Below are 23,985 nucleotides of genomic sequence, written 5' to 3'. Positions count from 1 at the left end.
AGATCTGGTTAAATTGGAGATCCGGGGTTGGGTAGAAATTAACAATATTTTAAGATAATTATGTTTACTATTGTCACATTTACGGAAGTTCATGAATATTAAAATCAGAAAAAGGAAAATGCTTTTCCTCATTGCCATGGGGCTAGCAGTTGCCATTTTTACCATAGGTGTAGTTATTGCCCAAACCAGGATGCAGACCCAGTCTACGGGTAGTACCACTACTAGTGTTGAGTCTGTAGGGCAAAATACTGCACCAGAAACTCCCAGCACCAACTTAAATCCCCAACCTCAGTCCACAGATACTAAAGAACCAGTCAAGGAAAATACCTTGCCAGAAACTCCCAAAACCAAGCTTAACTCCCAAGCGCAGTTAAGTATCAATGGTATTGGACCAGTAAGGGTAGGAATGAATATTCCTGAAGCTGCTGCTGCTGCTCAGGGAACCCGCCTATATGTTTCCTATGCTGGTAATGATAGTTGTTATTATCTTGAAGCAGAAGGGCGACTCAAAGGTATATCCTTTATGGTCACTAAAGATGAGGAAAAAGGTCGTCAGCAAAACATCACCAGTGATGCCATTGCTAGGATAGATATAAACAGTCCAAAAATCACTACGGTTTCAGGTGCCAAAATTGGGGACACAGAAGAAAAAATCAAATCCCTTTACCCTCCTGAACAAATTGAAGTTAAAACCCACGAATATAATCCCAAGGGACATTATTTGATTTTTGTTCCTAAAGAACAGACAGACAACAAGTATCGCGTGGTTTTTGAAACCGATGGTAAGCAGGTTACTAGCTTTAGGTCGGGTAAGCTACCAGAGGTGGGATATGTGGAGGGATGTAGTTAAAGCTTAGGAAAAATTAGGACTTGCTGTTATCACAATAAGTCCTATTTAAAACTACATACCCGCGATTACTTATGTTTTATGTACGGATTATTTTTGCCCCAACTTGCTGTAATTTAGTATCTAATCTATCATAGCCACGATCTAAATGTTTTAGTCCTTGAATAATCGTTTCTCCTTGTGCTGCAAGACCGGCTAACACTAGTGCTGCGGATGCTCTTAGGTCTGTACCGATAACTGGTGCCCCTGATAATATTGGTACACCCCGAACAAATGCCGTATTACTCTTAACGCGAATTTCCGCTCCTAACCGGTTTAACTCAGAAGCATGACTCAACCGGTTTTCAAAAACCGATTCGTTAATAATACTATCACCATCAGCTATGCTTAATAGTGCCATGAATTGCGCTTGCATATCTGTAGGAAACCCTGGATGGGGTAAAGTATCAATGTTGGTAGCTTTGAGTTTTTGTGCAGGTTTTACCCGCAAGCAGTCTGTACCTTCTTGGAAGATGGACACACCAATATCTTTCAACTTAGCAATTACAGGGATTAAATGCTCTGATTTAACTGGAGATAGCAGCAATTCAGAGTGAGTAATCGCAGCAGCAATTAAAAATGTACCTGCTTCAATGCGATCAGGAATAATACTATATTCGGTAGAGTGCAGTTTATCAACACCGACGATGGTAATTGTACCTGTGCCCGCACCTTGAATTTTTGCCCCCATAGAATTACAGAAGTTAGCCAAATCTACTACTTCTGGCTCTCGGGCAGCATTTTCAATGATGGTTTCTCCATCAGCTAGAGTAGCAGCCATCATCAAGGTTTCTGTGGCACCAACACTGGGAGTATCTAAATAAATTCGCGCACCTTGTAATCTACCATTGTTACCAGTAACCTGGGCATGACAAATTCCATGTTCGATCTCCATATCTGCTCCCATGGCTTGTAGTCCGCGAACATGTAGATCAACGGGTCTGGCACCAATAGCGCAACCTCCTGGTAAAGGCATTTGTGCTACACCTAATCGAGCTAAAATTGGACCAATGGCAAAAAAGCTTGCCCGCAACTGGGTTACCAGTTCATAGGGTGCTTTAGATGTGGTAATATCTCTAGCATTAATATTCAGTGTATCCTTATGCCTTTCCACGGATAAACCTAAAGCAGTTAAAACTTGCCCCATACTTTCTACGTCCGCTAACAAAGGGACATTACTAATCCGACAATCTCCAGAGCAAAGCAAAGCTCCAGCCATGATTACCAGGGCTGAATTTTTGGCCCCGCTAATTCTTACATTCCCTTCCAGGGAATATCCACCACAAATTTTTAAGACTGAGGAGTCTACTTGGGTATCTGACAGGGTGCTAGGAGAATTAATAAGTCTACCTCCTTTAAGATTTACGGTCATAGGTGTTCGCGTTCAGTTTTAGATTCTACAGCAAAGTTTACTAGTTCTCTTGACAATCCCCAAGATTTACGTCATCATATTAAGTCAGCAGTGAAATGCGGTAAAATACTAAATGTAATGTGCGGAACTGGCGGAATTGGCAGACGCGCTAGATTCAGGTTCTAGTGCCGTAAGGCTTCCGGGTTCAAGTCCCGGGTTCCGCATTCGGGCAATTATTAGTCCTTGTGGAGTGTTGTGCTGACCAGTTTACAAAATCCTCTAGTTAAGCAGATCCGTAAGTTACACTCCGCTAAGGAGAGACATAAACAACAGTTGTTTGTGTTGGAGGGAACACATTTAATTACAGAGGCTTGTAGTGTAAATTACCCGTTGGAAACGGTTTGTTGCACTATGGATTGGCAAAATTCCCATTCGGAATTGTGGCAAAATGTTTGTAATGCTTGTCATCGTACAGAAATAGTCAGCCAAGAGGTTTTGGCATCTATGGCCACCACGGTCCAACCGGATGGTGTGGTGGCCATGGTCAAACGTTGTGAGGATCACCCCATTCCCATGACGGGGTTGGCTCTAGCTCTGGAAACTATTCAGGATCCAGGCAATTTGGGAACTATTATCCGTACTGCTGCTGCTGTGGATGCTTCCGGTTTATGGTTAAGTAATGATAGTGTGGATTTAGACCATCCTAAGGTTTTGCGGGCTTCTGCTGGCCAGTGGTTTCGCTTAAAAAAGCAGGTAAGTCACAACCTAAAGGACACTGTACAAGATTGTCAACGAGGAGGTATGCAAGTGGTTGCTACCCTACCAACCGCTGAGTTAACCTATTGGCAAGTGGATTGGTCTTTACCCAGTCTTATTTTACTGGGCAATGAAGGTGCTGGTTTATCAGATGAATTGGCAACAATGGCAAATATACAAGTTAAAATACCTCTTAGCCCTCAAGTTGAATCCTTAAATGTGGCTATATCTGCCTCTTTAATATTATATGAGGCGCAGCGACAAAAAACTTGTGGAAAAAATACAAATTAGTATTTGACAAGAAAGAGAATGAGTCAGTTCTTGATTAGGACTTTTACTAGTCTCAGTATGTTGGTAGGGTTTATGGTAATATCAGGTTGTAACATGTCCTTATTTGAGAATACAAATATTAAAGACGTTGTAGAGAAAGTAAGTGATGGAGACACATTGATATTAAGAGATGGTAGTGGAGAAAAACACAAAGTACGACTGGGTTGTATAGATGCACCAGAGATACCCCATTCCCATAAGCAAAAGAGGAGTAAAAAAAGGCGGGATATGAATCAGTTTAATTGGGGGGTAAGGGCAAAAAATCGTCTGGCACAATTGATTAAAAATTCAGGGCGTAGGGTGAAAATAAATGTTGTTGACCAGGACGAATATGGTAGAAAAGTTATAGAATTGCGGTTGAGAGATGATACTTTAGTGCAAGAAGTTTTATTGACAGAAGGCTTGGCAAAAGTCCATCCGGAATACATGAAACTATGTAGTAGTAAAGATATTATGTTACAGGCACAAACCCAGGCCCAAAGACAAAAAATAGGAATTTGGGGTGATGATGAATTTATTAATCCCTGGGAATATCGCAAACTATAGGGTGGGTGGCGGTTTTTAAAAACCACAGTTAGGATATATAATTTAGAGTTAATTTACGATGACTAACAACCAATTGCCCAAGTACGAATCCTTAGTGAGATCATCCGGTATGTCAGACCAACCGTTGATTGAACTGAGAGGTGTTTCTAAATCATTTGGAAGAACCAGGGTTTTAGACAGTGTGGATTTACAAATTTACAGAGGAGAAGCACTGGGAATTATTGGACCATCAGGAACGGGAAAATCAACTATCCTAAGAATTATAGCAGGCCTACTAGAACCTGATGCAGGAGAAATTTATATTCAAGGAAAAAAACGCAATGGTTTAATTGAAGATAATAAAGACCCCATTGGCATTGGCATGGTATTTCAACAGGCGGCCCTGTTTGATTCCTTAAATGTAGATGAAAATGTGGGGTTCCTATTATATCAAAAATCAAAACTAGCCTCCAATCGCATTCGCAACCTAGTCAACGAAAAATTAGAAATGGTGGGGTTATCAGCTGAAATTGCTAATCTTTACCCTTCGGAACTTTCTGGTGGGATGCGAAAAAGGGTAAGTTTTGCCCGTGCTATTATGTCCAATCCTGACTATCCCCGTGATACTCCGGAAGTTCTACTATATGATGAACCTACTGCTGGGCTTGATCCAATCGCTTCTACTGTTATAGAAGATTTGATCCGTAACTTGCAACATACTCAAGGCGTTTGTAGTACCTACTGCATTGTTACCCACCAGGATAGCACAATCAGACGCACAGCGGATAAGTTAATATTTCTTTACCAGGGCAAGGTACAATGGCAAGGTAAAATAAGTGAAATAGATTACACTGATAATCAGTTAATCAGACAGTTTATGAGTGGTAGTATCCAGGGACCAATTCAGGTGATTGGCTAATAACCAGTATGAAAGGGGGATTGAATGAGTGGATTCAAAACTACAAGGACTTTTAGGGAAGGTGCAGTAGGATTAATATTCCTAATTGGTTTGGGAGCATTTGGTGTTATTTTTTTATGGCTAAATCGAGTGACTCCAGGACGTAGTTCCTATCAGGTAATAGTGGAATTTGCTGATGCTGGAGGTATGCAAAAAGGCGATCCTGTCCGCTATCGCGGGGTTAAAGTGGGTAGTATTGCCAGGATGACTACTAAACCAAATGCGGTGGAAGTCGAGCTGGAAATCAATGACCCTAATTTGCTAATACCCGCCGATTCCAGAATAGAAGCTAATCAAAGTGGTTTAATCAGTGAAAGTATTGTTGATATTACTCCCCTAGGTGATGTTACCTTAGATCCTAACACTGCTAAACCCCTGGATAAGGATTGTAATCCCGGTTTGATAATCTGTCATCAGTCCGGTAAGTTAAGGGGTCAAATTGGCACTAGTGTTGACAGACTAATTAGACAGTCGTCGGATTTTGCTGATAGATATGGAAATCAGCAGTTTTACGATAATATTAATCGTTTGTTAATTACTTCCACAGATGCAGCGGCTAGTATAGCTAAGCTAAGTCGAGAATTACAAATTGCCAGCAGAAGTTTTCAGGGAGAAGTGGGAAAATTTTCTGATACTGCTGTGACTATTCAACGTGCAACTAATGAACTCACTGCTACTACTAAACAAACAGCGGCACAGATAAATACAACCGCTGGTGATTTCAGTACAGCAGCAAAGCAAGCGGGTAAACTTATTAATAATCTCGATGATTTATTGACTACAAATCGTTCAGCATTAGTCAGTACTTTGAATAATATTAACGAAACAAGCAATCAATTGAGGCAAACAGTTAATGCGCTGTCACCAGCCGTAACCAGATTAACCCAAGGAGATATACTCAAAAACCTGGAGATTCTCTCAGCTAATGCAGCAGAGGCTTCGATTAGTTTAAAAGATGCTAGTAAGACTTTAGCAGATCCTAAAAACATAGTTTTATTACAGCAGACACTGGATGCGGCAAGAGTCACCTTTGAAAATACTCAAAAAATCACATCTGATTTAGATGAGTTAACGGGAGATCCTAAATTCCGGCAAAATTTGTTGCAACTGGTGAATGGGTTGAATAAGTTGCTATCTTCCACGGGGGATATGCAGGAACAAACAAAAGTGGCCTTGACTTTAGACTCGATTAAACTATCAATCAATCAGGGTCAGTCTAAGTCAGAAACAACCTCCGATTTAGGATTTAGCAATCATGGAGTAAAAGCAGAAAAGTTGGAAAAACAAGAAAATCGAGTGGTTCCTTCCGTTCCTGCAACTCCCAATCCGGTGACAGAAATTACCCCTGTACCCGAGTTATTACCAGAGCCAGTTTTGCCATCCTCCCAGGAACCATAGGTCTAATTCCAATCTTCTTCCTCTCTTTTAGCACGACTTTTGTAAATCCCGCCTACATGGTGAATGGCTCGTGTTTTGACAAAGAGTTCTTCCGCAGTCAAACCCCAGAGTTGCAAAATGCGGTCTAAATCATTCTGTAGGTCCCGAGCTCCTGGAAAACCCTGATATCTGATTTTTAGTCGAGCCAGTTCCGCTAAATTATAATCTGTTTTGTCCTCAGATAGTAGACTATTAATAGTCAGGCGATCGCTGTGATAGCGGGGGTGATTTTGTTCCTTGGAGGGAGAAGCATCTGTCATAAATATTACCTAAATTTACGGATTTAAGGGGCAGAAGTAATTGACACACCCCTGGTCTATTGAGGATTGTTATATTATTATAACAAATACAAAGCATACCATACCAGACCTATAATATAGGGATGGGAGTTAATGACGGCTACCACATCCAGGTTAATACGGCTCTCACCACTGCCAAATATGGTTAAATAAGGATATTCTGGATGTAATTCCAGTGTCTTTAAGACTATTGCCCAATTTCGGATCAAAGTGGTACTATTAAACCAACTAAACCAACGAACAACCATCTGCGATTCATCCTAAGTAGGGAGAAATGCCAGCAGAAGCTAGGTTCTTTTGGTTGAGTACAAATTCCTTGATAACCTTATTCCTTCAACATCCAAGGATGAGCAATATCAAGTCTAGGAACCGAGATTGGTCTACGAGGAGTTTACCCACTTATGCTAATTGGCACAGGTTGAATAAAATCGATTAGTGTATTTGTTAGCAGTAGTTAGCAAAAGTATCGGAGAGAGAACCCGCTATGTTTGAACACTTCACATCCGAAGCCATTAGGGTAATTATGTTAGCGCAGGAGGAGGCACGCCGCCTGGGTCATAACTTTGTCGGCACAGAACAAATTCTCCTGGGTTTAATAGGGGAAGGAACAGGTGTTGCGGCGAAGGTTCTGACAGATTTGGGTGTCACCCTCAAGGATGCGCGTCGGGAAGTTGAAAAAATTATCGGTAGGGGTTCTGGTTTCGTCCCGCCCGAAATCCCTTTTACACCAAAAGTCAAGAGTCTATTTGAGCAGTCTTTTAGAGAGGCTCACGGTCTTGGTCACAACTACATAAATACAGAACACTTATTGTTAGGATTAACTGATGCGGGAGAAGGGGTTGCAGCCAAGGTGTTAAAGAGTCTTGGGATTGAACTGCAGACAGTACGCAGCAGAGTGATGAGTATATTGGGTGAAGATAATAGAGTGGTTGCTGGTCGTCAAGACAACCCCAGACGCAACCAAAATCTTAGTATAGAAGAATTTGGACGTAACCTCACCAAGTTGGCCCAACAGGGGAGGTTAGATCCGGTAGTGGGTCGACAAAAAGAGATTGAACGCACCGTACAAATATTGGGTCGTCGCACCAAGAACAATCCTGTGTTAATTGGTGAACCCGGGGTAGGGAAAACCGCAATTGCCGAGGGTTTAGCTCAACGGATTGTGAACCAGGATGTTCCTGAAATATTGCTGAATAAACAGGTAATTAGTCTGGATATGGGCTTGCTGGTTGCGGGAACACGCTTCCGGGGAGATTTTGAAGAGCGTCTGAAAAAGGTGATGGAGGAAATTCGCTCCGTCGGCAATATTATCTTGGTGATTGATGAAATTCATACCATCGTGGGTGCTGGCGGTACGGAAGGAGGTTTGGATGCGGCTAACATACTCAAACCCGCCCTGGCCAGGGGTGAACTACAATGTATCGGTGCCACCACTTTGGATGAGTATCGGAAGTATATTGAGCGGGATGCAGCTTTAGAAAGACGTTTTCAACCAATTTTGGTAGGGGAACCATCAGTAGCAGAAACCATAGAAATCCTTCGAGGTCTGCGCAGTGCTTACGAGCAACATCACAAAGTAACTATTTCCGATGATGCAGTTATTGCTGCAGCTGAGTTATCAGATAGGTACATCAGCGATCGCTTTCTCCCTGATAAAGCCATAGACCTAATAGATGAAGCTGGTTCTCGGGTAAGGTTAAGGCACTCCCGAATCATTGATAATAAAGAGCTGAAACAACAACTGAAAAATACTAGCCAAGAGAAGGCGGAAGCAGTAAGAGTTCAAGACTTTGGCAAAGCTAGTAAACTGCGTCAGGAAGAGCTAGATTTACAAACCCAACTAGCGATCGCACAAAATTTGCCCAAGATTACCATTCCCCAGGTAGAAGAAGAGGATATTGCTGAAATAGTGTACTCCTGGACGGGAGTACCTGTGAATAAACTAACCGAATCTGAATCTGAGTTGTTGTTGCATCTAGAAGATACCCTGCATAAAAGACTAATTGGACAGGAACAAGCGGTCACGGCAGTTTCCCGTTCTCTTCGTCGCGCCCGCGTGGGCTTAAAAAGTCCTAATCGTCCTATAGCTAGTTTTATCTTCAGTGGACCTACAGGGGTAGGCAAAACTGAACTGGCCAAGGCCTTAGCAACCTACTTCTTCGGTGCAGAAGATTCCATGATTCGTTTAGATATGTCCGAATACATGGAAAGCCATAATGTTTCCAAACTGATTGGTTCACCTCCAGGTTACGTAGGCTACGATGAGGGTGGACAACTGACGGAGGCAGTAAGGCGTAAACCCTACACATTGCTGCTATTTGACGAAATTGAGAAAGCACATCCCGATGTGTTCAATATGTTACTGCAAATCCTAGATGACGGTCATCTTACGGATGCTAAAGGTAGGAAAGTGGACTTCAAGAACACCCTAATTATCTTGACATCCAACATTGGGTCTAAGGTAATTGAAAAGGGTGGTATGAGTTTAGGGTTTGAATTTGATAATCAAGCCAACGCTAGTTACAATCGCATTCGCAATCTAGTCAACGAAGAACTTAAGTCCTATTTCCGTCCTGAATTTCTCAATCGAGTAGATGAGATTATCGTCTTCAGTCAGTTGAATAAAGACGAGGTCAAAGAAATTTCCCAGATCATGCTTGAGGAAGTTGCTAAGCGTCTCCAGGAGAAAGGGATTAAGTTAGAGGTGACAGAAGCATTTAAAGACCTAGTAGTTACGGAAGGCTATGATCCCAGTTATGGTGCTAGACCATTACGTCGGGCCATAATGAGACTATTAGAGGATTCCTTAGCGGAGGCCATGTTGTCCGGTGAAATTAGAGAAGGTGACCAGGCCATTGTGGATGTTGATGACGATGGTTTGGTGAAGGTGAAGAAAGCAGAAACCCGTGACTTGGTACTAGTTAGTGCTACTGCTTAATATTGGTAATGGTTAGTCCTCCCACAATTCCCATAGATTCTATCCATGGGAATTGTCACCAGGAGGATTGAGCAGCTAACTATAGTCCAAAATCCATGGTCTCAATAAACTCTAAAATATTCTGCTTCATGTCCTCAGCTTCATCTAGAATGGAACCTCGAAGGTCACCAGTAAAAAATGTTCGTTGACTGCTAACTATATACAGAAAATTGCCATTAGTGAATGTCAATAAACCACGGTATGCATCTAATCTTGTTGGGTTACCATTGTTTTCCCTTTGGGAAATGCTTGAGCCTTTAGGCATGTCCACTAATACATAATAATAACTACTTAAAGTATCTTGGAGTAAGCTATCCTGTAGGTACTCAGTATACTTAATTTCTGCGCCCAGGATGTTTTTCAAAATAGCTTGAGGTAAATATCTTTCAATTAAAACAGAGTGGAGATATGTTTCTTGTCCTTGTTCCTCCATAGTTTCTAAATGTTCTTTAGTAAGGGGATAGTAATCAATTCTGATAAAAGTTCCCCCACTGTCAGAGAAACCAACCATTCCCTGTTGACTAACAATTTTTCCTCCTCGTTCTGATGTTACAGGTACAAGAACTCTGAAATTATTTGAAGGAGATTGGTATATTTCCTGTCCTAACTCATCTACTATGATTTCTGGTTGTTTTAATTCTTGTGTATCTTCTATATTTTGTGGATCTTCTATTACTGCTATTACCTCTCTAATAACTTCCTCAGCTTCTATATCCTGCAATTCTAAGGCTTGTTGTAGTTGTTTAATATATGACTGTTTTTCTTTAGGTATAGTGATACTCTCTTCTTCCAATAGCATTACTACACCAGCAGCAAACGCGTCCAAGACTGTATCACTTTTTAAACTTGTATTGGCAGTATTAAATAGGGAACCTAATCCTTCCTCCTGAGCAATAATTACTAGTCTATTGACCAGTTCTAAGATTTCCTCTTGAGAGTACCCATCAAAAACCTGAAATTCTAGTAAAATATCCGCTAAACTTTCCGTGTCTATATCTTCTATAGTACAGTCAACAGCTGCACTAATAATTGCTATAGCTGCTACTGCTTCCTCTGAATTTAGGGATTCAGTTGTAAATGCTGAGGAATTAAAGATTTTATCATACTTGGTCATAATGATAGATCACCCTTATTAATTGGTAATATCCTGGTCAGAAAAAATTGACTTTTTATGCTCTCACCAGAAAATTCTGGATTTTTGATTTGACCTTGAACTTCTACATACCCAGAGAGTTATACTCTGGGTTATCCATAGAGCGCGGTAATAGATCATTAACACCCCGATTAAAATCTGCTACATTATCTCAAATTATGGTTAATTTTTCTCGGTTATCCCAGGGAAAAATTTATAGCTTTAGAGAGAGTGGGACGATAGCCAACAGCGCCTTATTATATCACAGTTATATCACAAAAAAGCTAAGTTAGGATTAAATTTAACTTAACCATGAAAAAATAATGACCAAAAGAACATTTCGTCTCAGTATACTAGGAATATTTATATTCGCCGTCGGTTTACGGTTTTGGGGATTGGCTAGATTTAATACCTTGGTGTTTGATGAGGTTTACTTTGCACAATTTGGCAACAACTATTTAACAAAAACGCCATTTTTTAATGCTCATCCTCCCTTGAGTCAGTACCTAATTGGTCTAGGAATTTGGATAGGTAGTCATATTCCCTTCTGGCAAAATAGTCTTAATAGTTTGACGGGTTCCCTATTATCTTCTTGGAGTTATCGTTGGGCAAACGCATTAACAGGTTCTTTGATTCCGGTGATAGCTATTTTTTTGAGTTATCAGTTAAGTTATCGTCGTGGTTTTGCACTATTAGCAGGTTTATTTACAGCTTTAGATGGTTTATTTTTAGTAGAATCTCGTTATGCTTTGAGTAATATATATATAGTATTATTTGGCTTACTTGGGCAATGGTTTTTATTGTTGGCATTAGAAAAAAGACCTGGGCAAAAGTGGGAGAAATTAATAAAATTACTAGTAGCAGGAATTTGCTTTGGTGCTTCCTTAGCCACAAAATGGAATGGATTGTGGTTTCTACTAGGTGTTTATGGAATGTGGATAGTGGGCTGGATAATTAGGTGGTTACAACCTGGCAAAAATGAACCAAACCAAGGATTCTATCAAGAATCAAACGAAGAATTAAGGGTGAAAAACGAGCCAGATATGGTGAGAATTCCCTTGGCAAAAATTACCCAGATAAATATTTGGGAGATGGGATTTTTTTTGGGAATTATTCCCCTGATTACATATAGTCTGATTTGGATTCCCCACCTCCAACTTGATCGTCGTTATGGATTTATAGAAGTTCATCAACAAATTTTGAACTTTCATCTTCATTTAGGGGGTAATGATTCCAGTGTTCATCCTTATTGTGCTCCATGGTATAAGTGGCCATTAATGACTCGACCCATGGCTTATTTTTATCAGAAAAGCCAAAGTTTTCAGGATCCCCTACCTGTGTTTGGACCACCCTTACCAGCTGCATCTGGCAAAGTAATTTATGATGTTCACGCCATGGGTAATCCTCTTTTGTGGTGGTTTGGAATTACTGCAATTATATTGTTGTTACAAATTGTATTTATTGGCATTGTTCTTCCATCAATTCAACAAAAACGATTATTTATCCCCAGGAATATCAGTGTGGATACTTGGATTGGTTTATATGTAGTTATTAATTATGCTGCTAATTTATTCCCTTGGGTGAGGGTGAGTCGCTGTGTATTTATTTATCACTATATGAGTGCTTTAGTATTTGTATTTTTGGCTCTAGCTTGGTTTGTGGATTGTTGTTTACGAAGTAGTTATAAGTCAATGCGTATTTTAGGTTGGACTGTTACTAGTTCCACAATAGCTGCTTTTATTTTTTGGTTACCAATTTATTTAGGGTTACCACTTTCATCAGCAGATTATTGGCTACGTATGTGGTTTAGGAGTTGGATTTAGGAACGATCAACACTCAAAGCGATCGCACTCCCCAACTTTTTGGTAATTATCAGAAAGTGCTGTTCCTTGAATAGTGAGCATCATAGTATTAATCAATGCTTTTCCTTTGAGGAGTGTTTCTTGAAACTCCATTTGGGGATCTGAAAGTGCGACAATACCACCACCAACCCCGATGGAAGTTTGTTCGGGTGTTATAACAGCAGTACGAATCACAATGTTTAAATCAGCTGAACCATTCAAACCCAAAAAGCCGATCGCTCCTGAATATACTCCTCTTGCTTCTTGTTCTAATCGGTCAATAATTTCCATAGTTCTGATTTTTGGAGCCCCCGTCATTGAACCACCAGGGAAAGCATTACGAATGCAATCTATAGCAGTCATTCCTTCACGTAAATAACCCCGAATAGTTGTTACCAGTTGATGTACAGTGGCATAAGTTTCTACTTCCATTAATTTGGGAACATGAACAGTACCAACTGCACAAACTCTTCCTAAATCATTACGAAGTAAGTCCACAATCATCAAATTTTCCGCCCGATCTTTTTCGCTATTGCGTAATCTTTCACCCAGGATAAAATCTTCTTCTGGTGTTTTTCCGCGTGGGAGTGTTCCTTTAATGGGCTTAGTTTCTACCCAACCTTGAGGATCAATTTTTAAAAATCGTTCAGGAGATGAACAGGCGATCGCTAGATTACCAAAACGCAAAAATGCCGAGTAGGGAGCAGGATTAATTGAACGTAAGGTGCGATAAAATGCCAGTGGGTCAGGAGTGGTATTTGTTTTAATTTGATTGGTTAAACAAACTTGATAAGTTTCTCCTTCGTGAATTTCGACTAAACTTTTCTGAATATCATCAAGATAAGTTTTTTCAGATCGACTTAATCGAAAATTCACTGGTGTTTCTTTCTTTTCAGTAATAACAGGAGACAGAGGAGGTAGATTTTTAAGCTGTTGTTCCATCCATGTAAACCAGGTTTCTGCTGAAGCTGTTTCTCCTGACACAGTTAGGAAAAGTAAATAAACAGTTTGTTCTTGATGATCAATGGCAATCATGCGATCGGCAAACAAAAACATAGCATCAGGTAAGGTAGAATGATGCTTTAATTTGACTCCACATTCTGCCTTTAATTCATACCCAAAATAACCCACAAACCCGCAGTTAAAATCAAAGGGTAAATCATCAGATTTACAGTGTCTTTGTTCTAGTTCCCCCTTGAGATACTCAAAAATTCCCTCTTTCTTCAAACTGATCTGATCATATTTTGTAATTGTTAGTTCTTGAGATTGTGTTTGATAACGAATCAATAGACTGTTTTCACCACTACTATCTCCCATAAAAGAAAAGCGAGAAAGACCAGGTTCAACCCGACTACTATCTAACCAGAAAGCATTGGTTGATTCGCCAAACAAATGTACAAACATTTGCTCAGTATTAGGACAAAAACTTAATTTGCGTGTACGAATTTCAAACTTTTGTTGCTGTTTTTGTTCAGAAAAATTGGTTAATAAAGGTGCATTTTGATTATTTATCATCCAATATTTCTTAGTCATATTTTTGTTATTATCTTGGTTAAATTTATGGGTAATCTCTTTAAAATTCTCAAATAAAGTATGTCCATATTCAGTACAGATTGACTCTGGATGAAACTGCACACCCCAACGTGGTAAAGAACGATGACGTATTCCCATAATCAAATTGTCTTCTGTCCAGGCCACCTTTTCTAAACAGTCTGGTAAGTCATCTGCAACTAATAAGGAATGATAACGCACCACAGAAAAAGGAGAAGGAATTCCTGTAAGAACATCAGTTCCATGATGATAAACATCACTCAAGCGACCATGATGAACTTCTGGTGCATGAATAACTTTTCCTCCATACCCATTACCCAGTCCCTGATGTCCTAAACACACACCTAAAAGCGGAACTTTTGTATTTTGAATAGCTTGATGACAAATGCCAAAATCTTTTAAGTTCTCAGGACGACCAGGACCTGGTGAAATCACAATATTATCAAATTCCCACTTTTGTAGTTCTTCCCATGCTATTTGGTCATTGTATACTACAATCGGATACTCTCCATTAACTTCGGCAATTAATTGATAGAGATTGAAAGTGTAAGAGTCATAGTTGTCAATAATTAGAGTTTTCATTTTGTAAATCTCGCAAGTAGGTTGAAATTTTATTTCCAGAGCTGTTTGTCAATCCCATCTAATATCCTCCCTACGACCACCAACACCTGATATTCCCCGTGGGTGGATAAAAATGTTGGGTTTCGTTCCTCAACCCAACCTACACTAAGATTTTGCGCCATTTCAGGAGTGACTATGCTATCACATTCCTACCCCTTCGACCACGAAAAAACTTATCTCAACCTCCTATAAATATAATTTTTTCTTATTTTTGCCATGTTATTGTGGTAAATTACCTCAGAAGGCGATCGCTCGGTTACTTAAATTCCTTATTATACAATCCTGTTCCACAAGAGCTTATAATTTTACCGAGAGTGGTGTAAACATTTCAATTCATATGGCAACCAATCAATTAATATCATTACCCAGTATGGGATGTGGGACATGGTCTTGGGGGAATCAACTGCTTTGGGGATACAAACAAAGCATGGATGAGCAATTACAAGAGGTATTTAATCTTTGTGTAGATAATGGTGTCACCCTGTTTGACACAGGAGATTCCTATGGAACGGGAAAACTCAAGGGAAGAAGTGAAATACTGTTAGGAAAATTCAGCAGAGACTATGAGCATTCCCATCCAGAGAGACTGAATCAACGCGATATTTGTATTGCGACAAAATTAGCAGCTTATCCTTGGAGATGGACGAGAAAATCCATTATTTCTGCTTGTGATGCTTCCGCTAAAAGACTAGGTAAAAATGTTGATTTAGTTCAGATGCACTGGTCAACAGCCAATTATGCACCTTGGCAAGAATTAGGCTTATTGGATGGTTTGGCTGACTTATATGCACAGGGTTTGGTCAAAGGTGTGGGACTGTCTAATTACGGAACTAAAAGACTTTTATGGGTACACAAAAGATTTGCTGAAAGAGGTATACCTATAACAAGTCTACAGGTACAATATTCTTTGTTATCAACCTATCCGGTAACGGAATTGGGTTTAAAAGATGTTTGTGATAGTTTGGGGATTAAATTAATTGCCTATAGTCCCTTAGCATTAGGTTTACTTACGGGTAAGTTCCGAGAAAACGGCCAATTGCCCAAAGGAATACGGGGAATTTTATTTCGACAAATGTTACCGGGTATTAAGGGACTTTTGGGAACTTTAGAAGAAATAGCAAATAATCGAGGTAAAACCATGGGTCAAGTAGCTATTAATTGGTGTATCTGTAAGGGAACAATTCCTATTCCTGGTGCTAAAAATCGAGAGCAAGCAAAACAAAACTTGGGAGCTTTGGGTTGGTTTTTAAATAATGGTGAGATAGCTGAATTAGATGTTGCAGCTAGCAAGAGTGAGAAAAAAATGGTGCAGAACATTTTTCAAACTAATTGACAAGGTGGTTCAAGGTGAAGATAATACCAGACAAAGATAATATAAATTTTGATTCCCATGGGAGCAACCCCTATTTATGGAAGTTTTGGGGTGTTCTCCCTATTTATCCCTACAATCAACGTCGCACTGTTCGTCAAGAGGTGGTTAAGGATACTATCTGGACCTTTGATCAAATCCAGGGGGTTTTTTATGTGGTTGTACCCATCCGCATGACGGTGATTAGGTTGGCACAAGGTGGTTTGTTAGTATATGCACCTGTTGCTCCCACTAGGGAGTGCATTAAATTAGTAAATGAATTAGTGTCCTTGCATGGAGATGTAAAGTACATTATTTTGCCTACAGTCTCTGGACTTGAGCATAAGGTGTTTGTGGGACCGTTTGCTAGGGAATTTAGTCGAGCAAGGGTTTTTGTAGCTCCCGAACAGTGGAGTTTTCCCCTGAATTTACCTTTGAGTTGGTTAGGTCTACCAGGGAGGCGCACCCAAATATTACCTGAAGATCCTTATGAGACTCCCTTTGGTGATGAGTTTGATTATGCTATCCTTGGACCAATTAATTTGGGACTAGGCAAATTTGGAGAAGTGGCTCTCTTCCATAAGCAATCCCGCACTTTAATGGTTACGGACACAATAGTTTCCGTTTCTGTGGATCCACCAGCAATAATTCAATTGGATCCATTTCCCCTACTTTACCATGCTCAGGAAAAAGGAGGTGATAATGTTCCTGATAGTTTACAAAACCGACGGAAAGGGTGGCAAAGAACTGCTCTCTTTGCTTTTTATTTCCGTCCCAGTGTGGTGGATATACCTCCATGGAAGGATATATGGCAAGATGCCAAAAATTTGTCCCAGCGCAATTTGAGAAATTATTTTGGTTTTTTCCCCTTCCGCTGGAAACCAGACTGGGAAGAGTCTTATGAGTTGCTCACCAGGGGAGGAGAAATTTTTGTTGCTCCCGTTTTGCGAACCCTAATTTTAAACAGGGCTCCCCAAGTAACTATAAATTGGGCAAACCGGGTAGCGAAGTGGGATTTTGCACGGATTATTCCCTGTCATTTTGACGCACCCGTTACTGCTACTCCCCAAGAATTTAGAAGAGCTTTTAACTTTTTGGAGAAAGGTTCTGGTGACTCACCGGATAGTAATAATAAGGTGGAGGATGATTTACAGGTTTTGAGGGATATTGACCAGGGATTAAATAATTGGAAAATTGTCCCACCCGCTCAGGATTATTCAAAACCATAATTGAAAACCTTAACCGGAATTCCAGGGTTCGGTTTACCGAACCTTATCTTCTACCGAAAATCCTCATCCACAAAAAAGTCCCCTTCCTCATCAGCGGAATTCCCAGATCCCCCCATGTTCCCCAACAATTGCCCAAATGATACGGTAATTAAACCGACCACTACCCAAAAGGCTAACATTAACCCAAAGGGAACTTGTATAGATTGAAAAACTAAAAATCGTAGGGATATTGGTGTGGCATTTTGTACGGAAATTAACGCGATCGCCAGAATCCAAGTAGCTAGAACTACTGATAGAAATAGTGTAAATAGACTGGGGAGGTTTTTCATGGTTGAGGAATTAAAAAGGAGTTGGGGGGTCAAAAGGTAGAATTTTCGCTCGTGACCCAATCCCTATTCACTATGCTAACTGAGCAATTTCTGCTTCCATGGTCTTAGCAATCTCACCCAGTTTTTCTGGGGAGTTGGTTTCTATATAAACTCTGACCAGGGGTTCTGTACCTGATGGACGCAATAGGATCCAACTACCCTCTGCTAAATACAGTTTAATTCCATCCTTTCTACCTACTTCCTTAACGCTAATACCAGCTACTTGGGAAGGGGGATTTTGGGTGTAGGATTTAATTACAGCATTTTTGTGAGCTTCCGTTAGGTGTAAGTCTAAGCGGTTGTTGTATAGCGGTCCATCCGCTTCTGCTATGGCTTCCTGAACTAATTGACTTAATGGTTTACCCTCGTATGCTATAGCTTCTGCTACTAGCATATCAGCTAATACACCATCCTTTTCCGGAATATGCCCAATCACACTTAAACCACCGGACTCTTCACCTCCAATTAACACGGTGGTTTCCCGCATTTTTTCGCCTATGTACTTAAAACCCACAGCGGTTTCATAAATTGGCAAACCATATTTGGCTGCAAAATTATCTAATAGGTGGGTAGTCGCTACGGTTCGCACTATGGCACCACTTTTACCTTTGTTTTTGATTAAATGTCTGGCTAAAACCAATAATACTGTATTGGGGGTCAGCACGTTACCCAGCTCATCTACAATCCCAAAGCGATCGCTATCACCATCCGTTGCTAAACCTAAATCAGCTTTCTCGTTTTTAACAGCTTCCACTAGTTCTACCAGTTGGTCACCTTTAGGTTCTGGCATACCCCCGCCAAATAACACATCTCTCCAGGTGTGGAAACTTTCCAGTTGGGTTCCACAATACTGCAATACCTCGTCTAAATAACCACGGGATGTGGAATACAGGGCATCATATTTAACCTTTAAATTGGCACTCCTAATTTTTTCTACGTCCAGTAATTTGTAGATGAAATCAAGGTAAGCAGGTTTAGGATCAAAGGTGGAAATTGTGCCTGATGGATTAGATCCCGGTAATTCGTCCGATGCCGTTTCTATATTGGCGACAATCGTATCCGTAATTTCTGGGGTAGCTGGACCTGCATAATCTGGTATGTATTTAATTCCACAATAGGGAGCTGGATTATGACTAGCGGTAAACATCAAAGCACCTGCGGAATTCAGATGTTTTGCATTGTAAGCTATGACTGGTGTTGGACAGTCTCGAACGGTAATTTTCACATTCCAACCTAAATCGGCCAAGACTGCTCCGGAGGTTCTGGCAAACTCATCAGCGAGAAATCTTGTGTCGTAGGCAATTAAAACAGGTCTACTCTTATCGTAGGCAGTTTCCAGATAGGCTGCTATTGCTCTAGTTACTTTTCTAACATTAGAAAAGGTAAAATCATCGGCAATAATTCCCCGCCATCCGTCTGTACCAAATTTGATTTTACCAGAATTGCTAGGATTACTCATTTTACTACTCTCTCTTGTAGATTATGATTACTCTAAGTAGGGAGGCACAATTATGTGTAGGATGGGTTTGACCCATGCGGGCGTTGGGTTTCATACTTCAACCCAACCTACGTTCTCTCTGTTGTAGATTATGATTACTCTACTGTTCTTGATTATTTCAGATGTTGATCAAACCATTCCATTGGGACTGACATTTTCTTCCTGGTCTTTATGCTCTGAGAATTCTATGGGTGGTAATTCCTTGAGGATGGTAAACCGAATGTGGTTAATGGCTAATTCACCAATGGATAACTCTTCCTTGGTTAATCTTTGACCATTGCTGCTTATGGTTTCAAAGGAAACCCCTTTACCAATTTCAATATGGTACCAACATAAACCCATGAAAAATCTGGTGGGGTAGGGACCATAATCTCCAATGTCGTCTGGATTGGATTCCATGGGTAACCAACCAAAATTGGGAATGTAAAACTCTAACCACACGTGATTAAAGTCCGGTTGCAGGGGAACGCCTTTTAATTCTGGGTAGGGTGGACATTTATATCTACCCACTGTGCGACAGGGAATGCCATTTAAACGACATAAAGCTAGTAATACACCTACGTATTCTCCACAGGAACCAACTCCTCGATCTAGCACTATATCGGGTGTGTCTATATGGGGTTTGATTCCATACGATAGTTCATCATAAACGTAGTTGCGAATGCTATACATTTTGCGCAGCAGGTTGGTTTCTGAACCTACAGCTTCATGAGCAGCACGGCGCACGATGACCGTATTCATCGCTAAATCGTCGTCATCTACTAAATAGCGTGTCTGTAATTCCAAGTTTGGTTCTGGAATTTCTTCCGTATCTTTGGGAGTAATACGATACTTAATACCTCGTACTTCCAATAGTGCCTTCCACCCAAATATATGCCTTTCACCGGGAACAAGGGTATCAAATTTGAACACTGCAATCCTTTGTCCGGAAATTACCTCTTCGGTGAAGGGTAGACCAATGGGCTCTACCTGTTTGACTTTTTGCCTTTCAGTTTCCGATGGGAGTGCAATACGCCATTCAATATCGGTTAAGTAAACTTCTTCTAGGGGAGCAATTTCTTCAACATAGGACATTTCCACCAAATAACCATTAGATAGTCCATAGCGTTTATCTGAATCATAATGATAGTGCAATGGATGAATAAAGGTTACGTCCCGATAGGTTAATTCGTGATTAGGATCAGCATTAGGATTGTCACGAATGTAAGGCTCCTCCAAAGAATAGGAGACGTATAAAATATCTTTATCTGTATGGTCTTGATGGTATATGGCAATACCAGTTGGAGATGCAAAGGGAGTAAGGACACTAAAACGAACTTCTCCAGTGGCCCGATCCATTGAGTAGACAGTTTGTTCCGTGCGATCGCAGATCCAAAGGGTTTCCTGACTGACTGCTAAATTTTGTTTACCTACTCCAGGGGCGTAGAATCGGGTAATTTCTTTACGTGTGTCCCTGTCAAAAATCAGGATATAACCCATTCTTTGACAGCTAATATAAACAGTGGCATCCCAAACAGCAATGCCATCAGCATTATATGGTAAGGTGGCAAAATGTTCCAAACCCAGGGAGTTTAGTTTACATAAATAGACGCTATTACCACGGGTAACCCAAAGGGTGTCTTCCCAAACTGCTAAACCAGTGACATCAGTAAATTCTTTTACCTGGTGAGGATTGAGAATTTTACTATTGTCGGAAACCGGGTCAATTTGGAGTAAATGTCCCTTGAGGGAGTCAATGGCAAGAAGTTGATCTTTAATAAAAGCGATACCATGGATGGTAGCAGCAGTCACTGGTCGAATTGTTTTTTGCCCAAACATCTGGCTAACATTGAAATTAGGGAGTATCAAACTCATATTATTCCGTCATATTATTCATATTATTCTATTGGTGGTCTCCACTGTTTACAGTAACTACCTCACCAATAGGGTATTTGATGGAATTTCTGCCATCACTCAATTATGATCGAATTTTGTAACCATTTCCCGTAACTTACACAAACTTACACAATGTCTGCCCATTCTTTGCCTGAAGATGCCGCAGTTTGGCATAGTTTAGAGATAGATAAAGCTTTAGAGCTGCTTGACAGTAATGCTGATGATGGCTTAACACCATCCCAAGTTGAAGAACGTTTACTCAAGTATGGTTCTAATGAACTGGAAGAACACGGTGGACGTAGTCCCTGGCAAATTCTCCTCGACCAGTTCACTAACATCATGTTGTTGATGCTGATTGGTGTGGCCTTCATTTCTGGTTTTTTGGACTTTTTGTCCCTACAACAGGGGACCTTAAAGTTAGGGGAAGTTCCTTTTAAAGATACAATTGCAATTATGGCAATTGTGATTCTTAATGGTGTACTTGGATATGTCCAAGAAAGCCGAGCAGAAAAAGCTTTAGCAGCTTTGAAAAAGCTATCATCTCCCTCAGTGCGTGTACTTCGCAATGGCAAATTAGCGGATATAGCAGGGAAAGACCTTGTACCCGGTGATGTGATGTTGCTGGAAGCAGGAGTGCAGGTAGCTGCTGATGGACGTTTACTGGAACAGTCAAACCTGCAAATCAGAGAGTCCGCCCTGACCGGTGAAGCTGAAGCAGTAAGTAAACAAGCTGTACTTACCTTGCCTAAAGATGCTGCATTGGGCGATCGCCTAAATTTAGTTTTTCAGGGAACAGAAGTAGTTCAAGGTCGTGCCAAGGTTGTGGTCACTAATACTGGGATGACAACGGAGCTGGGAAAAATAGCTGCTATGCTCCAGTCGGTGGATAGTGAACCCACTCCTTTGCAGCAGCGCATGACCCAATTGGGTAATGTGTTAGTCACCGGTTCTTTAATATTAGTAGCGATTGTTGTTTTAGCTGGTATTATCCAAGCGCGTGGTTTTAGTAATATACAAGAACTGCTGGAAGTATCCCTCAGCATGGCGGTAGCAGTGGTTCCAGAAGGGTTACCTGCGGTAATTACCGTAACTCTGGCTTTGGGAACTCAACGCATGGTCCGTCATCAGGCTTTAATTCGCAAACTCCCAGCAGTGGAAACCTTGGGATCGGTAACCACTATCTGTTCTGATAAAACCGGGACTCTAACTCAAAACAAAATGGTGGTGCAGTCAGTTTACACCAATCAAAAAGGTTTTAGAGTTACAGGGGAAGGTTATGCTCCCCTGGGTAATTTTCAATTAAAAGGGCAGAATATTGATTTAGAGGAACATCCAGAAATATCTGGTTTATTAGTGGCCTGTGCTGTATGTAATGACTCCGTACTACAAAAGGAAGCTGGAGAATGGGCAATTTTGGGAGACCCCACTGAAGGAGCTTTAATGACCTTGGCGGGGAAAGCTGGTATTGAAAGAGATCAGTGGAATAGCAAATTACCCCGGGTGTGTGAGTTTCCCTTTTCTTCGGAACGCAAACGCATGAGCGTAATCTCTCAAATACAGGAAGTGGCCACTGGTAATCCTGGTATTAGTGATGTTGACCCCATAATAGCTGGATTTGTCAGTTCAGAACCCTATTTAATGTTCACTAAAGGTTCCCCGGAATTAACTTTAGCTCGCTGTAATCAAATTTACTTGGGTAATGGAAGTTTTCCCATAGAAGAGGAACAACGTAGTCAAATTCTGGTTGCCAATGACCAAATGGCTTCCCAGGGTTTACGAGTTCTGGGTTTGGCTTATAAACCTTTACGGGAAATCCCACCAGAAGCATCGGAGGATACCTCGGAAAATGAGTTGGTGTGGTTAGGTTTGGTGGGTATGTTGGATGCACCCCGCCCAGAAGTACGTGCAGCTGTCGCAGAATGTCGTCAAGCTGGAATTCGCCCCATTATGATTACTGGTGACCATCAGTTAACCGCACGGGCGATCGCTGTGGATCTGGGTATTGCTGATAAGGATGCTAGGGTGGTTACCGGTCAAGATTTACAACGAATGAGTGACAAGGAAATAGAAGACCAGGTAGATTTAGTCAGCATTTACGCTAGAGTTTCTCCGGAACACAAATTACGCATTGTTCAAGCATTACAAAGACGCGGTAGATTTGTGGCCATGACAGGTGATGGGGTAAATGATGCTCCTGCTCTTAAACAGGCTGATATTGGTATTGCAATGGGCATTACTGGTACGGATGTGAGCAAGGAAGCTAGCGATATGGTGTTGTTAGATGATAATTTTGCCACCATAGTAGCAGCTACTAAAGAAGGTAGAGTAGTTTACACGAATATTAGACGGTTTATTAAGTACATTTTGGGCAGTAATATAGGTGAGGTTCTCACCATTGCAGCAGCACCAATTTTAGGTTTGGGAGGTGTTCCCCTCACCCCTTTACAAATTCTGTGGATGAACCTGGTAACTGATGGTCTACCAGCTTTGGCTTTAGCTGTGGAACCCCCGGAACCGGATGTGATGCAGCGCCCCCCCTTTAGTCCCCGAGAAAGTATTTTTGCCAGAGGACTGGGATCTTACATGGTTCGCATTGGCATTGTATTTGCCATCATTACTATTATTCTGATGGAATGGGCTTATTTCCATGTTAAGTCCGCAACGGGAGATGGTCTGAGTCCTGAACGCTGGAAAACTATGGTTTTTACCTCTTTGTGTATCGCGCAAATGGGCCATGCGATCGCCATTCGTTCTAATAACCAACTGACAATTGAAATGAATCCCCTATCCAATATATTTGTGTTAGGAGCAGTAATTGCAACAACTATTTTACAGTTGTTGTTAATCTATGTTCCACCTCTGAGGGATTTCTTTGGTACCCATTATTTACCTTTGCATGAGTTGTTCATCTGTATAGGGTTTAGTGCCTTAATGTTTGTTTGGGTTGAGTGCGAAAAAATATGCTTCCGGTTTATGGGTAAGAAGAATGTTTAAGGGTTAATT

General features: G+C 40.8%; 18 protein-coding genes and 1 tRNA gene. 11 read left to right on the top strand and 8 right to left on the bottom strand.

The genetic code is table 11. The features are described 5' to 3' along the window. Positions 1-91 precede the first annotated feature (91 nt). Positions 92-850 (top strand): hypothetical protein, encoded by a 759-nt coding sequence (locus ASL19_RS07285; protein ID WP_006275561.1) that lies wholly within the window; start codon positions 92-94, stop codon positions 848-850. 76 nt (positions 851-926) lie between these two features. On the opposite strand, the gene murA is transcribed toward ASL19_RS07285, so the two are convergent. Then, complete coding sequence (gene murA / locus ASL19_RS07280; protein ID WP_057177811.1) at positions 927-2,258, bottom strand: UDP-N-acetylglucosamine 1-carboxyvinyltransferase; 1,332 nt, start codon at positions 2,256-2,258, stop codon at positions 927-929. 121 nt (positions 2,259-2,379) lie between these two features. Here murA and ASL19_RS07275 point away from each other — a divergent pair. From ASL19_RS07275 to ASL19_RS07255, 5 genes are all read left to right on the top strand, one after another. Beyond that, a tRNA-Leu gene (locus tag ASL19_RS07275) sits at positions 2,380-2,461 on the top strand. Between the two features lie 31 nt (positions 2,462-2,492). Beyond that, positions 2,493-3,284, top strand: coding sequence for an RNA methyltransferase (locus ASL19_RS07270; protein ID WP_057177810.1), 792 nt, complete (start codon positions 2,493-2,495; stop codon positions 3,282-3,284). A gap of 18 nt (positions 3,285-3,302) precedes the next feature. Further along, positions 3,303-3,869, top strand: coding sequence for a thermonuclease family protein (locus ASL19_RS07265; RefSeq protein WP_057177809.1), 567 nt, complete (start codon positions 3,303-3,305; stop codon positions 3,867-3,869). A gap of 109 nt (positions 3,870-3,978) precedes the next feature. Then, a complete protein-coding gene (locus tag ASL19_RS07260; protein ID WP_006275565.1) occupies positions 3,979-4,767 on the top strand; it encodes an ABC transporter ATP-binding protein in 789 nt (262 codons plus the stop codon). A gap of 24 nt (positions 4,768-4,791) precedes the next feature. Beyond that, entirely contained in the window at positions 4,792-6,204 is a 1,413-nt protein-coding gene (locus ASL19_RS07255) for an MlaD family protein (RefSeq protein ID WP_057177808.1), read from the top strand. Between the two features lie 2 nt (positions 6,205-6,206). Here ASL19_RS07255 and ASL19_RS07250 read toward each other — a convergent pair whose 3' ends face one another. Both ASL19_RS07250 and ASL19_RS07245 read right to left on the bottom strand, forming a co-directional pair. Further along, positions 6,207-6,503, bottom strand: coding sequence for a DUF3288 family protein (locus tag ASL19_RS07250; RefSeq protein ID WP_057177807.1), 297 nt, complete (start codon positions 6,501-6,503; stop codon positions 6,207-6,209). Positions 6,504-6,580: 77 nt separating this feature from the next. Continuing rightward, on the bottom strand, positions 6,581-6,790 hold the full coding sequence (locus tag ASL19_RS07245) for a hypothetical protein (RefSeq protein ID WP_057177806.1): 210 nt from the start codon (positions 6,788-6,790) through the stop codon (positions 6,581-6,583). Positions 6,791-7,026: 236 nt separating this feature from the next. Here ASL19_RS07245 and ASL19_RS07240 point away from each other — a divergent pair, with 236 nt between their 5' ends. Further along, positions 7,027-9,480, top strand: a complete 2,454-nt coding sequence (locus tag ASL19_RS07240; RefSeq protein WP_057177805.1) for an ATP-dependent Clp protease ATP-binding subunit — start codon at positions 7,027-7,029, stop codon at positions 9,478-9,480. A gap of 79 nt (positions 9,481-9,559) precedes the next feature. Here the strand turns inward: ASL19_RS07240 and ASL19_RS07235 are convergent, their stop codons facing one another. Further along, a complete protein-coding gene (locus tag ASL19_RS07235) occupies positions 9,560-10,633 on the bottom strand; it encodes a hypothetical protein (protein WP_057177804.1) in 1,074 nt (357 codons plus the stop codon). A gap of 341 nt (positions 10,634-10,974) precedes the next feature. Here ASL19_RS07235 and ASL19_RS07230 point away from each other — a divergent pair, with 341 nt between their 5' ends. Next, positions 10,975-12,474 carry a dolichyl-phosphate-mannose--protein mannosyltransferase gene (locus ASL19_RS07230; RefSeq protein ID WP_057177803.1) on the top strand — a complete coding sequence of 500 codons (1,500 nt, stop codon included), beginning with the start codon at positions 10,975-10,977 and terminating at the stop codon, positions 12,472-12,474. Between the two features lie 6 nt (positions 12,475-12,480). Here the strand turns inward: ASL19_RS07230 and pabB are convergent, their stop codons facing one another. Beyond that, positions 12,481-14,625, bottom strand: coding sequence for an aminodeoxychorismate synthase component I (pabB, locus tag ASL19_RS07225; RefSeq protein WP_057177802.1), 2,145 nt, complete (start codon positions 14,623-14,625; stop codon positions 12,481-12,483). A gap of 376 nt (positions 14,626-15,001) precedes the next feature. Between pabB and ASL19_RS07220 the strand changes: the two genes are divergently transcribed. Both ASL19_RS07220 and ASL19_RS07215 read left to right on the top strand, forming a co-directional pair. Then, a complete protein-coding gene (locus ASL19_RS07220) occupies positions 15,002-15,997 on the top strand; it encodes an aldo/keto reductase (RefSeq protein WP_057177801.1) in 996 nt (331 codons plus the stop codon). A 14-nt stretch (positions 15,998-16,011) separates the two neighbouring features. Continuing rightward, positions 16,012-17,241 carry a DUF4336 domain-containing protein gene (locus tag ASL19_RS07215; RefSeq protein ID WP_057177800.1) on the top strand — a complete coding sequence of 410 codons (1,230 nt, stop codon included), beginning with the start codon at positions 16,012-16,014 and terminating at the stop codon, positions 17,239-17,241. Between the two features lie 50 nt (positions 17,242-17,291). Here ASL19_RS07215 and ASL19_RS07210 read toward each other — a convergent pair whose 3' ends face one another. The 3 genes from ASL19_RS07210 to ASL19_RS07200 form a co-directional block, all read right to left on the bottom strand. Then, complete coding sequence (locus ASL19_RS07210) at positions 17,292-17,603, bottom strand: hypothetical protein (RefSeq protein ID WP_057177833.1); 312 nt, start codon at positions 17,601-17,603, stop codon at positions 17,292-17,294. A gap of 37 nt (positions 17,604-17,640) precedes the next feature. Further along, positions 17,641-19,068 carry a phosphoglucomutase/phosphomannomutase family protein gene (locus ASL19_RS07205; RefSeq protein ID WP_057177799.1) on the bottom strand — a complete coding sequence of 476 codons (1,428 nt, stop codon included), beginning with the start codon at positions 19,066-19,068 and terminating at the stop codon, positions 17,641-17,643. A 168-nt stretch (positions 19,069-19,236) separates the two neighbouring features. Further along, positions 19,237-20,961 carry a transglutaminase domain-containing protein gene (locus tag ASL19_RS07200; RefSeq protein ID WP_006275576.1) on the bottom strand — a complete coding sequence of 575 codons (1,725 nt, stop codon included), beginning with the start codon at positions 20,959-20,961 and terminating at the stop codon, positions 19,237-19,239. Between the two features lie 153 nt (positions 20,962-21,114). On the opposite strand from ASL19_RS07200, the gene ASL19_RS07195 reads away from it, so the two are divergent. Next, the gene (locus ASL19_RS07195; protein WP_057177798.1) at positions 21,115-23,976 is read left to right on the top strand and encodes a cation-translocating P-type ATPase; all 2,862 of its coding nucleotides are present in this window, start codon (positions 21,115-21,117) and stop codon (positions 23,974-23,976) included. Positions 23,977-23,985: the final 9 nt, after the last annotated feature.

The organism is Cylindrospermopsis sp. CR12, from assembly GCF_001432185.1.
GTDB classification, from domain to species: domain Bacteria; phylum Cyanobacteriota; class Cyanobacteriia; order Cyanobacteriales; family Nostocaceae; genus Raphidiopsis; species Raphidiopsis raciborskii.
This window is presented reverse-complemented; position numbering and strand designations above follow the sequence as displayed.

What these genes read in the sequence shown, in the direction of transcription:
- ASL19_RS07205 (WP_057177799.1), bottom strand. Translation starts at nt 19,068, where the DNA reads ATGAGTAATCCTAGCAATTCTGGTAAAATCAAATTTGGTACAGACGGA.
- murA (WP_057177811.1), bottom strand. Translation starts at nt 2,258, where the DNA reads ATGACCGTAAATCTTAAAGGAGGTAGACTTATTAATTCTCCTAGCACC.
- ASL19_RS07235 (WP_057177804.1), bottom strand. Translation starts at nt 10,633, where the DNA reads ATGACCAAGTATGATAAAATCTTTAATTCCTCAGCATTTACAACTGAA.
- ASL19_RS07230 (WP_057177803.1), top strand. Translation starts at nt 10,975, where the DNA reads ATGACCAAAAGAACATTTCGTCTCAGTATACTAGGAATATTTATATTC.
- ASL19_RS07245 (WP_057177806.1), bottom strand. Translation starts at nt 6,790, where the DNA reads ATGGTTGTTCGTTGGTTTAGTTGGTTTAATAGTACCACTTTGATCCGA.
- ASL19_RS07260 (WP_006275565.1), top strand. Translation starts at nt 3,979, where the DNA reads ATGTCAGACCAACCGTTGATTGAACTGAGAGGTGTTTCTAAATCATTT.
- pabB (WP_057177802.1), bottom strand. Translation starts at nt 14,625, where the DNA reads ATGAAAACTCTAATTATTGACAACTATGACTCTTACACTTTCAATCTC.
- ASL19_RS07265 (WP_057177809.1), top strand. Translation starts at nt 3,303, where the DNA reads ATGAGTCAGTTCTTGATTAGGACTTTTACTAGTCTCAGTATGTTGGTA.
- ASL19_RS07285 (WP_006275561.1), top strand. Translation starts at nt 92, where the DNA reads ATGAATATTAAAATCAGAAAAAGGAAAATGCTTTTCCTCATTGCCATG.
- ASL19_RS07255 (WP_057177808.1), top strand. Translation starts at nt 4,792, where the DNA reads ATGAGTGGATTCAAAACTACAAGGACTTTTAGGGAAGGTGCAGTAGGA.
- ASL19_RS07200 (WP_006275576.1), bottom strand. Translation starts at nt 20,961, where the DNA reads ATGAGTTTGATACTCCCTAATTTCAATGTTAGCCAGATGTTTGGGCAA.
- ASL19_RS07220 (WP_057177801.1), top strand. Translation starts at nt 15,002, where the DNA reads ATGGCAACCAATCAATTAATATCATTACCCAGTATGGGATGTGGGACA.
- ASL19_RS07195 (WP_057177798.1), top strand. Translation starts at nt 21,115, where the DNA reads ATGTCTGCCCATTCTTTGCCTGAAGATGCCGCAGTTTGGCATAGTTTA.
- ASL19_RS07240 (WP_057177805.1), top strand. Translation starts at nt 7,027, where the DNA reads ATGTTTGAACACTTCACATCCGAAGCCATTAGGGTAATTATGTTAGCG.
- ASL19_RS07250 (WP_057177807.1), bottom strand. Translation starts at nt 6,503, where the DNA reads ATGACAGATGCTTCTCCCTCCAAGGAACAAAATCACCCCCGCTATCAC.